The organism is Brevundimonas sp. RM1, from assembly GCF_052907225.1.
Genome location: NZ_JBRERY010000009.1, coordinates 1 through 14,355 on the forward strand (window position 1 = coordinate 1; position 14,355 = coordinate 14,355).

17 protein-coding genes and 1 tRNA gene are annotated in these 14,355 nt (G+C 66.4%); 12 read left to right on the forward strand and 6 right to left on the reverse strand.

The window, feature by feature from the left end:
- Positions 1 to 339: 339 nt before the first annotated feature.
- The 6 genes from ACU5AP_RS09840 to ACU5AP_RS09865 all read left to right on the forward strand — a co-directional run bounded on the left by ACU5AP_RS09840 (position 340) and on the right by ACU5AP_RS09865 (position 2,650).
- Complete coding sequence (locus ACU5AP_RS09840) at positions 340 to 705, forward strand: hypothetical protein (protein WP_446681153.1); 366 nt, start codon at positions 340 to 342, stop codon at positions 703 to 705.
- Complete coding sequence (locus ACU5AP_RS09845; protein WP_440233993.1) at positions 702 to 947, forward strand: hypothetical protein; 246 nt, start codon at positions 702 to 704, stop codon at positions 945 to 947. The genes ACU5AP_RS09840 and ACU5AP_RS09845 overlap by 4 nt, the downstream gene beginning before the upstream one ends.
- Complete coding sequence (locus ACU5AP_RS09850) at positions 944 to 1,249, forward strand: hypothetical protein (RefSeq protein WP_446681154.1); 306 nt, start codon at positions 944 to 946, stop codon at positions 1,247 to 1,249. Before ACU5AP_RS09845 ends, ACU5AP_RS09850 begins: the two co-directional genes overlap by 4 nt.
- Positions 1,250 to 1,286: 37 nt before the next feature.
- Positions 1,287 to 1,493 (forward strand): hypothetical protein, encoded by a 207-nt coding sequence (locus ACU5AP_RS09855; protein WP_446681155.1) that lies wholly within the window; start codon positions 1,287 to 1,289, stop codon positions 1,491 to 1,493.
- The gene (locus tag ACU5AP_RS09860; protein WP_446681156.1) at positions 1,490 to 2,548 is read left to right on the forward strand and encodes a tyrosine-type recombinase/integrase; all 1,059 of its coding nucleotides are present in this window, start codon (positions 1,490 to 1,492) and stop codon (positions 2,546 to 2,548) included. Before ACU5AP_RS09855 ends, ACU5AP_RS09860 begins: the two co-directional genes overlap by 4 nt.
- A gap of 27 nt (positions 2,549 to 2,575) precedes the next feature.
- A tRNA-Gly gene (locus tag ACU5AP_RS09865) sits at positions 2,576 to 2,650 on the forward strand.
- Positions 2,651 to 2,718: 68 nt separating this feature from the next.
- Here the strand turns inward: ACU5AP_RS09865 and ACU5AP_RS09870 are convergent.
- The 3 genes from ACU5AP_RS09870 to ACU5AP_RS09880 all read right to left on the reverse strand — a co-directional run bounded on the left by ACU5AP_RS09870 (position 2,719) and on the right by ACU5AP_RS09880 (position 6,093).
- Positions 2,719 to 4,470, reverse strand: a complete 1,752-nt coding sequence (locus ACU5AP_RS09870) for a TonB-dependent receptor plug domain-containing protein (RefSeq protein ID WP_446681157.1) — start codon at positions 4,468 to 4,470, stop codon at positions 2,719 to 2,721.
- On the reverse strand, positions 4,467 to 5,468 hold the full coding sequence (locus tag ACU5AP_RS09875; RefSeq protein WP_440229313.1) for a FecR family protein: 1,002 nt from the start codon (positions 5,466 to 5,468) through the stop codon (positions 4,467 to 4,469). Before ACU5AP_RS09875 ends, ACU5AP_RS09870 begins: the two co-directional genes overlap by 4 nt.
- A gap of 91 nt (positions 5,469 to 5,559) precedes the next feature.
- A complete protein-coding gene (locus tag ACU5AP_RS09880; protein ID WP_440229314.1) occupies positions 5,560 to 6,093 on the reverse strand; it encodes an RNA polymerase sigma factor in 534 nt (177 codons plus the stop codon).
- 201 nt (positions 6,094 to 6,294) lie between these two features.
- Here ACU5AP_RS09880 and ACU5AP_RS09885 point away from each other — a divergent pair, with 201 nt between their 5' ends.
- Genes ACU5AP_RS09885 through ACU5AP_RS09900 form a run of 4 tightly spaced genes read left to right on the forward strand, consistent with a single transcriptional unit; the run spans position 6,295 to position 7,738 of the window.
- Positions 6,295 to 6,864, forward strand: a complete 570-nt coding sequence (locus ACU5AP_RS09885) for a DUF3313 family protein (protein ID WP_446681158.1) — start codon at positions 6,295 to 6,297, stop codon at positions 6,862 to 6,864.
- Positions 6,861 to 7,037 carry a hypothetical protein gene (locus ACU5AP_RS09890; protein ID WP_446681159.1) on the forward strand — a complete coding sequence of 59 codons (177 nt, stop codon included), beginning with the start codon at positions 6,861 to 6,863 and terminating at the stop codon, positions 7,035 to 7,037. Before ACU5AP_RS09885 ends, ACU5AP_RS09890 begins: the two co-directional genes overlap by 4 nt.
- 6 nt (positions 7,038 to 7,043) lie before the next feature.
- A complete protein-coding gene (locus ACU5AP_RS09895) occupies positions 7,044 to 7,253 on the forward strand; it encodes a hypothetical protein (protein WP_446681160.1) in 210 nt (69 codons plus the stop codon).
- Between the two features lie 8 nt (positions 7,254 to 7,261).
- Positions 7,262 to 7,738, forward strand: a complete 477-nt coding sequence (locus ACU5AP_RS09900) for a DoxX family protein (RefSeq protein WP_446681161.1) — start codon at positions 7,262 to 7,264, stop codon at positions 7,736 to 7,738.
- Between the two features lie 112 nt (positions 7,739 to 7,850).
- Here ACU5AP_RS09900 and ACU5AP_RS09905 read toward each other — a convergent pair whose 3' ends face one another.
- Entirely contained in the window at positions 7,851 to 10,643 is a 2,793-nt protein-coding gene (locus ACU5AP_RS09905; protein WP_446681162.1) for a M14 family metallopeptidase, read from the reverse strand.
- 399 nt (positions 10,644 to 11,042) lie between these two features.
- Here ACU5AP_RS09905 and ACU5AP_RS09910 point away from each other — a divergent pair, with 399 nt between their 5' ends.
- The gene (locus ACU5AP_RS09910; RefSeq protein ID WP_046654445.1) at positions 11,043 to 12,326 is read left to right on the forward strand and encodes a dicarboxylate/amino acid:cation symporter; all 1,284 of its coding nucleotides are present in this window, start codon (positions 11,043 to 11,045) and stop codon (positions 12,324 to 12,326) included.
- Between the two features lie 395 nt (positions 12,327 to 12,721).
- Positions 12,722 to 13,291: a helix-turn-helix transcriptional regulator gene (locus ACU5AP_RS09915; RefSeq protein ID WP_003164052.1), complete on the forward strand. Its 570-nt coding sequence runs from the start codon at positions 12,722 to 12,724 to the stop codon at positions 13,289 to 13,291.
- Between the two features lie 10 nt (positions 13,292 to 13,301).
- Here the strand turns inward: ACU5AP_RS09915 and ACU5AP_RS09920 are convergent, their stop codons facing one another.
- The gene (locus ACU5AP_RS09920; protein ID WP_003164051.1) at positions 13,302 to 13,553 is read right to left on the reverse strand and encodes a hypothetical protein; all 252 of its coding nucleotides are present in this window, start codon (positions 13,551 to 13,553) and stop codon (positions 13,302 to 13,304) included.
- A gap of 172 nt (positions 13,554 to 13,725) precedes the next feature.
- A complete protein-coding gene (locus tag ACU5AP_RS09925; protein WP_223850918.1) occupies positions 13,726 to 14,322 on the reverse strand; it encodes a hypothetical protein in 597 nt (198 codons plus the stop codon).
- Between the last annotated feature and the right edge of the window lie 33 nt (positions 14,323 to 14,355).

Consider the following 14,355-nt stretch of genomic DNA (forward strand, 5'->3'; position numbering starts at 1 on the left):
TCCCGTACGTGAAGCGCTGATGTACATATGAGACGACTTCACGTGGAAGCCGACCCCGCTGGTGTTGTCGAAGTTGTAGGGAGCAGTGGTCATTCGACCGCTGTACCCGTTTGCTGTCGTCATGGCGCCGAGCGCAATGCCGACCGGCCCCCACCATTCGCGCCTTCCCAGGCGCCTGCGAAGTCGCCCGTAAGCAGGTCGCCCAGAACGCTCAGGCTGTCGCCGATCAACTGGAGCCCAGCCGTGACCAGACGAACGAAGAGCGTCAGGGCCCGAATGGCGACTTCTCATATCTCCAGAGGGCATGAGGAACATCGCTGCATACAATCGAGGACCGCAATGACCGCTGACCTGTCCGCCCTCATCGCTAGGCTGGAGGCCGCCGAGGTGGGGAGCCGGGAGCTGGATGCAGAGATCGGCCAGTCTCTAGGCGTCGCGATGTGCGGCGACAAAGACGGTGCATGGGGCGCTTGGGATGCGCATTGGACGTCATCTATGGACGCCGCCCTAGCGATAGTCGAGAGGGTGTTGCCGGGGTGGCGATGGTCAGTGCAGCAGCTAGACCCGAACTATGAGGCAAGCCTGACGATTCCGAATGGGGCGTTTCTGCTGTCCTCGGACACGGAGGTTTATGCCATCAGCAAAACCCCCGCCCTCGCCCTAGTCATCGCCATCCTCCGCGCCAAACAGGGAGAGGGGGAATGACGGCGACATCGTTCGGCTGGGCCGTCCTCTACCCCGAGGATCGCGGTTTCGGTTGCCCCGGCGCTCCGGCAATCGACAGCGTGTCATTCACCCGCGAGTCGGCCATGCACAACTTCGTCGCCGGATGGCGCACCGGCCATCACGACGGCATGAGCGCCTCGAAGGTCTGGCAGCGAGCCTATCGTCGCGGCTGGCGCCTGTCGCGCGTCGCCATCACCCCCGCGTTCGGAGGGCCAGCATGACCCCCATCGTCCCGCCTGTCCGTGTTGTCGCGGCCGCGCACCGCATCCACCTGACGCCTGAACAAACTGGCGATCCGAGAGCAGTGCCGGTCATCATCAGCGCGCCGCCACCTGCTCGCCATCACAACCTGTTCGCGATCCACCCTGACGGCCCATATCCAGACGGTGAAGACAGCGGGTTTCTGCTGTCGGACGGTTCATTTGCGACACGTGAAGAGGCCGCTGTGATTGCTCGCGCATCCGGCCAACTAACGGGCCTCATGCATTGCGAAGGCAAGCTCTTTTCGGAGGACTTGTGGTGATGACCCCCATCGTCCTGATCTGCGCCAGGAGGGCGGAATGACCAAGCCCAAACGCGAACCCCGCATCGTTCGCCTGACTGAAATCGAGCGCATCCTAACCGCCTTGGCGGGCAGGGGGGTGGAGCCTGCGGCTTATGACCTCTTGCCGGGCGGCATCGTTCGCCTCCATGCTAGATCCCCCGTCAACAGCGGCGTGGACGCAGAGGCAGAGGAACGGGAGTGGGACGCAGCGCTGGGAAGATGACAGGCTTCGCCAATGTGACCTGCTTCCGCGACCGTCACGGCAAGGTCCGCTATCGGTTCCGACGCAAGGGATGCGCCACCGTCTACCTGCCGGGGAAGCCGGGTGATCCTGAGTTCGCCGAGGCCTACGCCAGCGCGACGCAGGGACTGAAGAAGATCGAGCCGGGGGCAGGGCGGACCAAGCCGGGGACGATCAACGCCCTGGCGATCGCCTTCTACGCGTCTGCGGACTGGCGTCAGCTCAAGCCGACCACCCAGAAGCACTATCGCGGCACGATCGAACGGCTCCGCGCCATGCGGGGCGAGTTCGGCGTTCGCGGCTTCCAGCCTCGCCACGTCCTCGACCTGCGGGACCGAATGGCTGACCGACCCGCAGCGGCCAACAATCTCGTCAAGGTGCTGCGCGCGCTGATGACCTTCGCCGTCTCGCGCGGCTGGCGGCCTGACGACCCCACGGCGGGCATCAAGGCGCTGAAGACCACGACGGCCGGCCACCACACCTGGAGCGAAGCCGAGATCGACGCCTTTGAGGCGAAGTGGGCTGTCGGGACGCGCGAGCGGCTGGCTTTCGACCTGATGCTCTACACGGTCCAGCGGTCAGGCGACGTGCGCCAGATGGGGCGCCAGCATATCCGGGACGGGCGGTTGGTCTTCACGCAGGAGAAGACGGACGCGCCTTTATCCCTGCCGATCCTCCCGGCCCTGAAGGCATCGCTCGACACGGTGCCGGCCAATCAGATGCTGTTCCTGCAAAGCGCGCGCGGCGTAGCCTTCACGGCCCAAGGCTTTGCAAACTGGTTCGGGGAGGCCTGCAAGGCGGCTGGAGTGCCGGGCACGGCTCACGGCCTTCGCAAGGCAGGCTGCACCCGTCTGGCCAACGCCGGGCACAGCGAAGCGGAAATCATGGCTTGGTCGGGCCACCAGACGGCGAAAGAGGTTCAGCGATATACCCGCGCCCGCGATCAAAAACGCCTTGCAGATCGCGCCTCAAAAGGGTTGAATCAGGAACAGGAAATGGCTACCCACCCCCTACAGGTTAGCCATTCGGATCGCTAAGGCATTGACGCTAAACGATCTTTTTGAGCGGGTATAGTTCAGAGGTAGAACGTCAGCTTCCCAAGCTGAATGTCGCGAGTTCGATTCTCGCTACCCGCTCCAATCATTTCAATGATTTATGGGCAGCCAGCCAAGTCGCCGCAGGCGGCAGGGTGCGGCATGCCCCGCCGTCAGAAGCTGCGCGTCAGCGACAGGGTGAAGCTGCGCGGTCTTTGGGGCGTGGCGACGGTTTCTCGGCCGACGAGGAAAGGGTTGCCGTAGCCGAAGGTGTCGCCCGAGCCGTTGAACAGATTGTCTATGCGGAGGGTGGCGTCCCAGGCGCCCATGGCGACGCTCGCGGCCACTTCGGACGTCACATAGTCTCCCATCTGGGTGGTGGCGACGGGGGACAATTGCTGGCTGAGCTTGATGCGATCACGCGGATTCCAGGTCGCTTCGCCGAACAGGGCGGCTTCCCAGGTTTTGTCCTGCTTGACGGCCCGAAACAGTTGTTGGTCAGGCTTGAGATCGCGCAGTTCGCCGGCCCGGTCATGTTCGTATTGCGAGGCGTAGACGCCGGCGATGCCTTCAAAGGGGCCGCCTGGATGGGTGGCGACGGACATCTCCAGCGCGATCGCCTCGATGCTGTCCGCCTCGTCATAGATCAGCGGCCCGTCGCTTGCGCCCAGTGGTGCGGCGGCCCTGGTCGCATCGTAGCGACGGCCGAGGTTGTGCGCCTGAAAGGCGTTGGTGATCTTCACCCGCCCCCAGCTCAAATCTCCCGTGACAGCCAGCGCCATGCCGCTGAAGTTGTTGTTGCTCGGCTCGCGTTTCGACAGGGCGCGTTCGTAGGTTCCTTGGGATTCGAAGGCGTACTGGCTGTCGTTGATCCTGATGTCCTGCCGCACCCAGCCGAGCCGCGCCTGCCACTGGGGATCAATGCGCCATAGAAACGTCATGCGCGTTCCCGAGCGCACGGTGCGGCCGGTGTCGATCAGGCCCAGATTCGTGTCGTCGATGACGCCGCCGAACCTTTCCTGATAGATGACGGTGCGCATGGCCAGGCGGTCGCGGATCAACGGCGCGTTGAAGATCACATCCGTCGAATTGCCGGAGATGGAGCCTTCGGTGAAGCTGACCCCTGCGGAGGCCTTGCCGCTGTAGGCGTCCAGTTCGGGCGGTCGGCTCACCAGCTTCAGCACCCCTCCCATGGCGCCGGCCCCATAGAGCGAAGCCTGGGGGCCGCGCAGGAGCTCGACGCGTTCCAGGTCGACCAGGCGCAGGTCCGGATCGGGCGCGTCGTAGGTCAGGCGGGTTTCGTCGAGGTACAGCCCCACCATCGCCTGCGTCTGGCCGGTCAGGGGGCTGTCGGCCAGTCCCCGCACGAACAGTTTGTTGCGGCCGGAGCCCAGGTTGGTGACGGTGAGCCCCGCCAGGCGAATGGCGAGGGCGGCGGTGTCTTGTCGCGCCGCGGCGTCAAAGACGTCTCCGTCCAGCGCGGACAGGGCGTAGGGGGCGTCGGCCAGCGCCAGATCGCGTTTCGTGGCGGTGACGATGACGTCATCGACGGCGAAAGGGACGTACTCGACCGGCGGCGCTTCGGGGGCTGTCCTCAGGGAGGGCGCAGGGCGCGGTTGGGGGCGCGGCGTGATGATGTAGGTTCGATCGTCGATGCGCCGGAAGGCGCAGGCGCTCCCCTCCGTCATCAGGCGCAAGGCCGATTGGACGTCATGAGAGCCGCGGACGGCGCGCGAACGGCCGCAGGCGGCGGCGGCTCCGGCGTTGATCGAGACCCGGGCCTGAACGCCGAGTTGCAGGACGGCCGCCGTCATCGGCTGGGCGGGGATGGACAGGCGATGTCGCTCCCCGGCCTGCGCCGTCTGGCCGCCCAGCGAGAACGCAATGCCGAACAGGATGAACCCGCGTCGCCCTCTGCAGATCATCGAGCGGCTTCGCGTGACCTGAGCTGGACGGCTCCATCCGCGCGGGATGCGGAGATGGGAAGAAAGGCCTCGAGACGACGCAAGGTCGAGGCCTGGTCGTCGAGAACCAGGGTGCCTGTGAAGCGGATATCGGCGGCGTCGCCGACGGCGCGTACGGGCGTCGGATAGGCGCGGCTGAGGTCGGCGGCGACGTCCGACAGGGGGCGGTTGTCGTAAACCAGCCGCCCGGCGCGCCAGCCGGCGGTCTCGGTCGAGCCTTGCGTCACCTCGAGGGCGTGGCTGCCGTCCACCAGGGTGACGGCCTGTCCCATGGTCAGGCGGACGTTGTGGGCGGGGTCCGCCAGTTCGGAGACCCGCACGACGCCTCTGGAGACGTTGACGGTCGTGGAGCGCCCGTCGCGACGAACGTCGAAGGCCGTGCCCAAGACCTCGATCCGGCTCTCGCCGACCGTCACGCGGAAGGGGCGCTGGGCGTCGTGCGCCACGTCGAAGGCGGCTTCGGCCGACTTCATCTCGATCAAGCGCTCCTTGCCGGACAGGCGGACCGAAAGTTCCGAGCCGCCGTTCATGGCGATGGACGAGCCGTCGCGGAGGGTGATCGTCTTCTGTTCGCCGGGCGCGGTGACATAGGTGGAGGGCCGACCGCTCAACAAAGGCAGGAGCAGAAGGCCTGCGGCCAGGGCGGCCGCCAGGCCTCCGCCGGCCCACCGCCAGCGTCGATTGGGCGAGCGTTTGCGGGGCGCGAGGGCGGATATCGTCGGCGCTGTCGCGGCGGCGGCCTGCGTCAAGGCGGCGTCCAGCGCGCCGCGATCATCGTCCAGGGCCGCCCATAGCTGCTCGGTTTCAGTCAGGGCGTGAGGATGATCGGGCGAGGCCGCCAGCCAGGCTTCAAGGTCCAGGTAGTCCGCCTCGGACATGTCGCCGCCGCCCAGCCGGACGGCCCAGGCCGAGGCCTGGTCGATAACGCTCTGGGAAAAGGGCGAGGTGTGGCGTGTCATGCGGCTTCAGCCCGTAGGACGAGGGGGCGTCCAGAGAAAGAGACGCCGCGGAGCGCGACGACCCACAATGAATAGCGGTGAAATCTTGATTTCATGGCCATCCGACCCGTTTCAACAGGTGGGCCAGGGCCGTGCTCAGGTACTTTTCGACCGAGCTGCGCGAGACGCCCATGCGTGCGGCGACCTCTGCGTGGGTCAGGCCTTCGATCCGGTGCAGACGAAGGGCGATGCGGACATTGGGAGGGAGCTCCTCGACGGCCGCCGCGACCCGATCGAACTTCAACCGCGCCCAGGCCGCATCCTCGGGAGAGGGGGAATCGGCGACCGATACGCCGTCAGAGCTTAGGCTCGACGCATCGGACCAGGCCTGATCCCTGGCCGAGGCGCGCTGTCGTCGCCGAACGCCGTCCAACATCAGATTGCCGCCGATCCGGTATAGGAAGGCGGCGGGATTGGCGATTTCGCGCGCAGAGGTTTCCGACAGGGCCTGAAGTCTAACGTAGATGTCCTGCACGATGTCTTCCGCACGATCAGGGCATCCGATCCTCGTCGCAAAGAAGCGGACGAGCGCGGGGCGACGTTCCAAGTAAACGGCCAGAAGTTCGGCTTTCGCGTTCGACGTCACGTGTGAATAGACCCCTCGATGTCAGACGTCGCCATATCCAGAAGCGGCCTTCTCCAATGCGCTGGCGTTTTCCGCAATGCGTCAAGTTGGAGTCCGGAAGAATATTTTGAATTCGATTGAGGGGGAGGCGGGGCGGCGGCGTCTCAGGTGGAGCGCCGGCATCAGGGCGCTGTGAGCCAAGACGACGACCGGAGACACCTCATGAACAGAGCGCTCATGATCGCCCCCATTCTCGCAACGGCGGGCCTTGCCGCCTGCACCACCAAGCCTGCGCCGAACTCCGGCTTTCTCAGCAGCTACGCCGACATGCAGAAGCGCGGCGGCATAAACGAGGGCGCCTCGATTCAGCAGCGCCGCGACGACGCCGCATCCGACAGCGTTGATAGCGTCTTCTTGGAAAAGGCGGTTTTCGCTCCCCGCGTCGGCGAAGGTCTGACGGAGACGGAGCGTTCGATGGTGCTGCGCGAGGTGGATCGTCAGATCTGTTTCGAAGTCAGCGAGCGTTTTGCGGTGGTGACGACGCCGACGTCGAAGACCGCGACGGTCCGCACGGCCATCGTGCGGTTTGAAGCGACGGGCCGCGTGGGGTCCGTCGTCAGCGCCGCCAGCGGCTTCGTCGTGCCTGTCGTCACTCTGCGCGTACCGGGTTCGACCGGCGGACTGGCTGTGGAATCGGAGCGCGCACCGCCCAGGTGGTGGGCATGGACACGCCTTCGCTCTCGCGCGTCGGCGACGCCTTGCAGATGGCCGAGCCGATGGGAGACGCGGTGAGAGAAGCCTTCGCTACCAAGGCCCGCAAGGAGATCAAGATTCCCTCACCGGACCCCTGCGCCGCCTACGGTCCGCGCCGGGACATCGGCCGCATGGCCGCGAGCATGGCTGTGGATTCCGTGACGGGGCTCTATTTCCCCGAAGCGGCCGGAACCGGGCCGCAGAAGGACTGATTGACCATGCGTTCTCGTTCTTGGGGGGGCATGCAGCGTGTCCTGCGGATCATGCAGACCTGGCTGGCCATGTTCTACATCCCCCTGCTGGGGGTGCATCGCCCAGACGCCGGGCGTCGGCACGCGCTGGCTTTCGCGCGTCGTCGCCGCCTTGCAGGCCGGACCGCAGGGCTGAACCGACCGGCCGGGCCTTTTCTGTCAACTTCCGCCGATTGAGATCGATCATGCTTCCCCGTTCCTGGGTCGCAGGGGCGCGCCGTCCTGGGCCGACATCCCCCGCAGCGCGGCGTTCACGCCTGTACGCGCACCTGTTCCTGTGGGTCATGCAAAGCTGGCTGGCCATGTTCTACATCGGGGCCGGATACGCCAAGCTCACTCAGAAGCATGACTTGCTGGCCCTGATGATGACGTGGCCGGCTCAGGTCGATACGGAACTGCTGCGTGTGATCGGCGGGATCGAGACGGCGCTCGCCCTGTTCATCGTCGCGCCGCTGATGTCCTGGTCGCTGTTCCGTTCGGTCATGCTGGTCGGCGCTACCGGCCTTCTGGCGGTCGCCGGCGGCATGGTCGTCTTTCACACGCTCAACGGCGACATCTTCCTGGCGGCCGTGAACTGCGTGCTCCTGCTGATGTCCTTGATCATTCTTCTCGGTCGGTGGGAGTGGCGCGACCATTCCCAGCTTCGGAACGCGACCTCATGACGACCGCCCCCAGTTCGTCGGCGAATCCGGACGCGTTCACTCTCCACGACTGGGCCGCGAAAAAGGCCGCCCGGTTGATCGCCGGGCGGCCTGTCCTGTTCGGTCGGTCTGATTAGCGGGCCGCGTCGCGCGATGCGGCCGGGCCGTAGAACAGGGCGTTGAACAGCAGGCGGCTGGAGGCGCGGGCCTGGGCGCGGTTGACCACGTCGGGGCCCAGGACGATGACCCGGCCCTGACCGTGCTCCAGATCCAGTACGGCGTCGGCGCCCGCCAGCTTGTCCGAGCCGATGGCCCAGCCGCTGGAGACGGCGACCTGCTGCGGATAGCGCACCAGGGACGCGCCGTCGCCCGCGTGGCGGAAGCCCGCATTGCGGTTGAAGAAGACGTCCATCTGACGCGGCGCGCCGAAGGTCAGGGGGCGGCTGTTGTCGACCTCGGTCTTCATCACCGCGCCGGGGATGAAGAAGTCGGTCGAGGCCAGAGGCTTGCCGTCGGCGCCCGTCAGCACGTCCTGCACCGGCGCGCCCATGGCGGCGGCCAGGCGGTGGGCCGAGCCGATGGTGACGACGCTGCCGCCGGCCCGGGCGAAGGCGTCCAGCTGGGGCACGGTCTTCTCGGCGGTGATGTGGCCCAGCCAGCTGCGGTATTCGGCGGGGATGCTGTCCGGCGCCGGTTGCGGGCGCTGGGCGGCGGCGGACAGGCCGGCCGGGATCATGTCCGAGGCGAACAGCAGGACGTCGAAATCCTTGTTCAGGTCGCCCGCGTCGAGGCGCTGCGGATAGACCACCTCGAACGGATATTCGAACTGTTCGAGCATCCACTTGGTCCAGCCCGAGGCCATGGAGCCGCCGTAACGGTCGACCAGGCCGATGCGGACGGGCTTCAGCGTGATTCGCTCGCCGCCGGGCGCGCGGGCGACGGCGTGGGCGTTCAGGCCCAGGTCGCGCACGGCCGCCTCGACGATGGGGCGGGCCTTGTCGTCGGCCGGAATCCACAGGGCGCCGGGCGCCAGGGTCGCACGGCCTGCGCGGGTCTCGCCTTCCTGCCAATAGACCGGCACGCCCGCCGCCAGCAGGCGGTTGGTCAGCAGATAGCCGTTGATCGGCGCATGATCGATCAGCCAGCCGGCGCGGCCCGTGCCTTCGATCTTGCCGGGCGGCGGGGCCATGACGTCGGCGACGCGCTCGGTCGGCGCCTCGAAGCCGTCGAGGATGCGGTCGAACTGGACCCCCATCTGCAGCGCCAGGGTGTAGCCGGTGGCGTCATAGGGCAGGGCGGGCGGGCCGCCCGGATACTGCAGGTCGTGCGGGTGGTCCTGCGGCTCGAACATGTCCAGCACATGCGGGCGATAGGCCTGGGCCGTCTTCACGACATAGGAGCCCGCCGGATAGGTCTTGCCGCCCACGGTGAAAGCGCGGACAGCGCGCTCGACGTCGACGCCGGTCTTGATCAGGCTGTTCAGGAAGGCGACGGCGGTCGGCAGGTCGGCCTGATCCGCCGGGATGACATAGCCGCGCGGGTCGCGACGGGCCGGGTCGCGCATGATGCGCTCATACAGGGCCGGATCGACGCCGCGTCGGGCGTCGGCCTGCGTTCCGGCCGCAGCGTTCAGCGCATCCACCGCTGAGGGGGTGAGGCGCCAGGTGTCGGTATTGCCCTTGTCGATGGCGTTCTGGCCCATGCGCCAGATGTTGAACAGCGTCCGGTCCTTGTTGCGCGAGGCGTAGTTCAGCACGGCGCGGTTGATCGACTGCGAATAGTCGATCGACTGGGCGAAACGCCAGGTCTGCGGCGCGACCGGCATGGGCAGGTCGTTGCGCGGCAACTGGTTGTCCGGGATCAGGCGGATCTGGCTGGGCGTCGGGTGGCCCGTGATCTCGGTCAGCAGGCCGACGGCGTTGTGGAAATAGGTGACGGAGCGCTCCATCCCGTTGTTCCACGTCGAATAGTTGGCCCCGCTGCGCATGGTCGAGCCGGGCTTGCCCTCTTCGATCAGGCGGCTGTGCATGGCGGCGCCGACCTCGGACAGGGTGCTCATGACCAGGGGGTCGTAGTTGTAGTTGAAGGGGTCGCGGAAGGGCGGCATGAAGACCACGGTCCCCGCCGGCGCCGTCTGGTGGTGGTTGTAGATGATCTGCGGGAACCACTCGCGGAAGAACTGCCGGTTGACGTTGGTCGTCTCGGCCATGGCCGACAGGTAGTAGTCGCGGTTGTTATCGTGGCCGACGTACTTTTGGTACAGCACCGGGATGCTGTCGTACTCGCGCTTCAGCGGGTCTTCATTGCGCATGTACCAGGTGGAGACCAGCTCCCACCCGTCCGGGTTCAGCGGCGCGAACAGGATGACCACATCGTCCAGGATTCGCTTCGCCTCGGCGTCCTCGGCGGTCAGCCATTCATAGAGGGCGGCGATCAGGGCCTGGGGCGGCACCGTCTCAGTCGAATGCAGGCCGCCGTCGATCCACACCACGGCCTTGCCCTCGGCGGCCAGGGCGCGGGCCTCCTCCTCGCTGACGCCCTCGGCCTTGGCCAGGCGGCGCGCGATCTCCTGATAGCGGTCGATATTGGCCAGGTTCTGCGGCGAGGAGACGACCGAGAGGTATTGCGTCCGCCCTTCCGACGACCGGCCGATCTCCAGCAGCTTCATCCGGTCCGACTGCCCGGCTAGGGTGTGCAGATAGCGCTCGAACTGGGTGTAGGTGATCAGGCGATAATCCGCGCCGACCTCATGGCCGAACGCTTCCATCGGCGTGGTCAGGGCGCGGGCGGGCGCAGCGGCCGCCGCGGCAGGGGCGGGAGAGATGGAGGCCGCCGCCTCCAGCGCCAGGGCGCTGGTCGACGAGAGGGCCAGGACAGCCAGTCCGGCGGCCAACCGGCGTGCAGAACCAAGGATGGGGCGGGACATGCGGACTCCTGATGCGTTCACTCGATCAGCCTTCTGCGAGGCTTGAGCGCAGCTTGGCGTCTTCCAGGCGTGAACGCAATTTGCATCGATCCGGTCGTCGCTGTCTCAAGAGAGTAATTTTCCTGCGCTGTCTCGGACAATTCGGGAGAGATCGCCCCTTTCCGGAATATGTTTCAGACATGAACGAATTTTCGGACTTCAGGCCGGAAAATATTCGTTTCTAGGCCGAAATTCGGCGGCCGATCCATGTCTCCCCCGCCTGGGCCTCGAGGAGTTCGTTGGAGCTCAGAGGATTTTCGTTTATTCGCTGCCTCTTCCTTCTGGGCGGGTGGGGATCCTCCATCGGTTTGTAACTGCGGTCCGGCGACGTCGGGCCTGCAAAGCTGGACGACTTTTTGTATGAAACGCTTGTTCGCCTATTTCATCGTCGGAGCCATGATATTGGGGGTTCTCACAGGGTGGGGCCTCAATCATTTCCTGACGGCGGATCAGGCCTCGGCCGCAGCGTCGAACCTGAATCTGATCACCGACGTCTTCCTGCGTCTGATCAAGATGATCATCGCGCCGCTGGTGTTCACGACCCTGGTGGCGGGCATCGCGCACATGGAGGACGCCGCTTCGGTGGGGCGGATCGGCGTCAAGACCATGACCTGGTTCATCGGCGCCTCGATCGTGTCGCTGGTGCTGGGTCTGGTGATGGTTCAACTGCTGCAGCCGGGCGCGAACATGCATCTGCCTGAAGCCGTGGCGGCCAGCGCGCCGGCGGCTTCGACGGACGCCTTCTCGCTGCATGGTTTCATCACCCATCTGGTGCCGACCTCGATCTTCGACGCCATGGCCAAGAACGAGATCCTGCAGATCGTCGTCTTCTCGGTCTTCGTCGGCACGGCGGTCGCCGCCCTGGACGACAAGGCTCCGGCGGTGCTGCACCTGGTCGAACAGGCCGCCTCCATCATGCTGAAGGTGACCGAGTTCGTGATGAAGCTGGCGCCCTTCGCCATCTTCGCCGCCCTGGCCTCGACCATCGCCACCCAGGGTCTCGAGATGCTGGGCACCTACGCCAAGTTCGTGCTGGGCTTTTACGGCTCCATGGGCGTGCTGTGGGGACTGCTGTTCCTGGCCGGCGCCGTGGTGCTGGGCAAGCGGGTGATCCCGCTGTTCCGCGAGATCCGCACCCCGACCCTGCTGGCCTTCTCGACGGCTAGCTCGGAAGCGGCCTATCCGCGCATCCTGGAGGCCCTGCCCAAGGTCGGCGTGCGCCGTCGCATCGTCAGCTTCGTCCTGCCGCTGGGCTATTCGTTCAACCTGGACGGGTCGATGCTCTACTGCACCTTCGGCACCATGTTCATCATGCAGGCTCACGGCGTGCAGCTGAGCGTGTCGCAACAGATCTTCATGCTGCTGCTGCTGATGGTGACGTCCAAGGGCATCGCCGGCATTCCGCGCGCATCGCTGGTGGTGATCATGGCGACCCTGACCTACTTCGGCCTGCCCGAGGCGTGGATCGCCATCGTCCTGGGCGTCGACCACCTGCTCGACATGGGCCGCTCGGCCACCAACGTCGTCGGAAACTCGGTCGCCGCTGCGGTGGTCGCCAAGTGGGAAGGCGAACTGGACGACATGCCTGTGGGCGACGGGCCTGTGGACGGGGCTGACGGGGCGGAGCGCCCGGCGACAGCCTGACGGTCATTCAGACGATCAAGCGAGAGCGGCGGCCCTGCGAAGGGCCGCCGTTTTCAATTTGCGCTTCGGGCGACGCGCTGCGGTCGCCTACAGTGAGCGGTCAGATGGGTCGCGAATCTGTCAATTGCAGCGACGCTTTGCCTTGAAATGTGAAATTCAAGACTCAAAAAGCAATAAGCGTGCGTCTTCTGTGGATATGCGTTAAGGTATCGTTAGTGCTCAGGCGTTGCTTACGTTGAAGATGCCGCCGGTTTCGAGCGAGGCCGTGCGCCAGTCCTGGAGCGTTGGCGTTGGAACAAGCTGTGTGGGAGGCCGGTCGGGCAGGATGCCGGGCCGCAGAGGGGGCGTGGTTCGCCCCGGACAGACGATCAAACCCGGATCGCCGTCGACGGCCATTGACGGCGGCCGCCGACGATGTCGAAGGGCAGTGCAATCGCGCCCTGGCCGCCTGGATCGATCACGAGATGCGCGCGCGCCTGCTGGTCACGCGGATGCTGGAGGTGGTGTGGCTGAATGAGGCCGCGCGCGCGCTCCAGGAAGACGGCGACCTGTTCGGGGTCGAAGGGGGGCGGCTGTCCCTGCGGTCGCGCGCCCTGCCGCGTCTGATGGCGCAGGCGCGATCAGATGAAACGCGGTGTCTGGCGACGCCGGGGTCTGACGGACGGACCTGGGTGATCTGGGCGCGCGAGGTGGCGTCGGCCCCGACCTGCCTGATCGGCCTGACCCTGCAGTGCGTCGGCGGCGAAACGCGCTTCCAGGCCCTGATCGAGACCCACCTCTTGTCGCCGTCCGAAGGGCGGATTGTTGAGATGTTGCTGGCGGGGAACGAGACCGGCCGCATCGCCCAGATCATGGACGTCTCGCTGGAGACGGTCCGGTCCCACCTCAAGCGCGCCTATCAGAAGATGGGCGTGCGCAGCCGCGGCGAACTGTTCGCCCAGGCTCTGGCTTTCGTGGTCCCTTGAGCGAAGGCGTTTAGCGCGCGCTCGGCGTCGTCAGCGGCGCGACCGCCGTCGGCGTGGCTTCGACGGCCTTGTCGATCAGCAGAGGCCCCATGGCGAAGGCGGCCACGGCGGCGCCGGCCGACAGGGCCAGCACGGCCACCACCCCATAGGCGATCAGCGAGCGCGACCGGCGACGGCGAAACCCGCCCGGCCGCACGTTTCGCACCAGCACATAGGGGCGGTTGGTGAAGGCTTCTGAGCCGATGATGTTGTGCTGGGACAAAGAAGACGCTCCCGACTTTTCCTTGAACGGAACGCCTCAGAGAGCGGCTTCTTGGGGCCAAAGGATGGCGAACGCCGGTCAAACGACGACGGCCGCGCAGAGGCGCGGCCGTCGAAAAACTGCTCAGCTAACGGCCTAGTTTACGGCCCAGCTAACGGCTCAGCTGAGGGGCTCAGCCCCCCAGGGTGACGTTGACGGCGCGGCCGCCGCGCGTCTGCACCCGGCGCATCAGCACCATGACGCTGTCGCCGGCCTTGACCGGGGCGATCAGGAACCAGCTTCCGTCCGGCAGGCCGGAGAAGCGGAAGCCGCCGTCGGCGCAGGGCTCGGCCCGTTCATAGGAGCGATAGTCGGCTCCCTGCTCGCCGGCCGATCGGGCGCGCACCACGGCGGCCGGGACGGCGGCGCGATCGGCGGCGCCGTACAGGCGGTCGATGCGGGCGCGGGTGTAGCGGGTGTCGGGGATCAGGCCGACGTTGCCGGCGCACTGAAAGACGCGACCGTCCTGAGCGAAGGCCACGCGGCCCTCGATCGAGGCCTGCCCCGCGCGGGTCGACCAGGCGAAATCATCGGCGTTGAAGACGGCGGGGCCGACGGCGCTGCCCCCCATCGGGGTCGTGGCGCAGGCGGAAAGAGCCAGACCGCCGATCACGAGGGCGGCCAGCCCCTTGAGGCGGGCGGGCGAGCGCGAGAAGGTGGTCATGGTGGCGGCTCCCGGTTTCAGTTCAGGCGTCGGCCCGGCATGACCTTGCAGGGCAGGGCGAGTCAAGGTTGCTCGCCGTCGCGCCCTGTTCCAAAAGGG

Bases quoted from the DNA above. Each gene is read 5' to 3' on its own strand.
- ACU5AP_RS09840 (WP_446681153.1), top strand. From the start codon at position 340: ATGACCGCTGACCTGTCCGCCCTCATCGCTAGGCTGGAGGCCGCCGAG.
- ACU5AP_RS09845 (WP_440233993.1), top strand. From the start codon at position 702: ATGACGGCGACATCGTTCGGCTGGGCCGTCCTCTACCCCGAGGATCGC.
- ACU5AP_RS09850 (WP_446681154.1), top strand. From the start codon at position 944: ATGACCCCCATCGTCCCGCCTGTCCGTGTTGTCGCGGCCGCGCACCGC.
- ACU5AP_RS09855 (WP_446681155.1), top strand. From the start codon at position 1,287: ATGACCAAGCCCAAACGCGAACCCCGCATCGTTCGCCTGACTGAAATC.
- ACU5AP_RS09860 (WP_446681156.1), top strand. From the start codon at position 1,490: ATGACAGGCTTCGCCAATGTGACCTGCTTCCGCGACCGTCACGGCAAG.
- ACU5AP_RS09870 (WP_446681157.1), bottom strand. From the start codon at position 4,470: ATGATCTGCAGAGGGCGACGCGGGTTCATCCTGTTCGGCATTGCGTTC.
- ACU5AP_RS09875 (WP_440229313.1), bottom strand. From the start codon at position 5,468: ATGACACGCCACACCTCGCCCTTTTCCCAGAGCGTTATCGACCAGGCC.
- ACU5AP_RS09885 (WP_446681158.1), top strand. From the start codon at position 6,295: ATGAACAGAGCGCTCATGATCGCCCCCATTCTCGCAACGGCGGGCCTT.
- ACU5AP_RS09895 (WP_446681160.1), top strand. From the start codon at position 7,044: ATGCGTTCTCGTTCTTGGGGGGGCATGCAGCGTGTCCTGCGGATCATG.
- ACU5AP_RS09900 (WP_446681161.1), top strand. From the start codon at position 7,262: ATGCTTCCCCGTTCCTGGGTCGCAGGGGCGCGCCGTCCTGGGCCGACA.
- ACU5AP_RS09905 (WP_446681162.1), bottom strand. From the start codon at position 10,643: ATGTCCCGCCCCATCCTTGGTTCTGCACGCCGGTTGGCCGCCGGACTG.
- ACU5AP_RS09910 (WP_046654445.1), top strand. From the start codon at position 11,043: ATGAAACGCTTGTTCGCCTATTTCATCGTCGGAGCCATGATATTGGGG.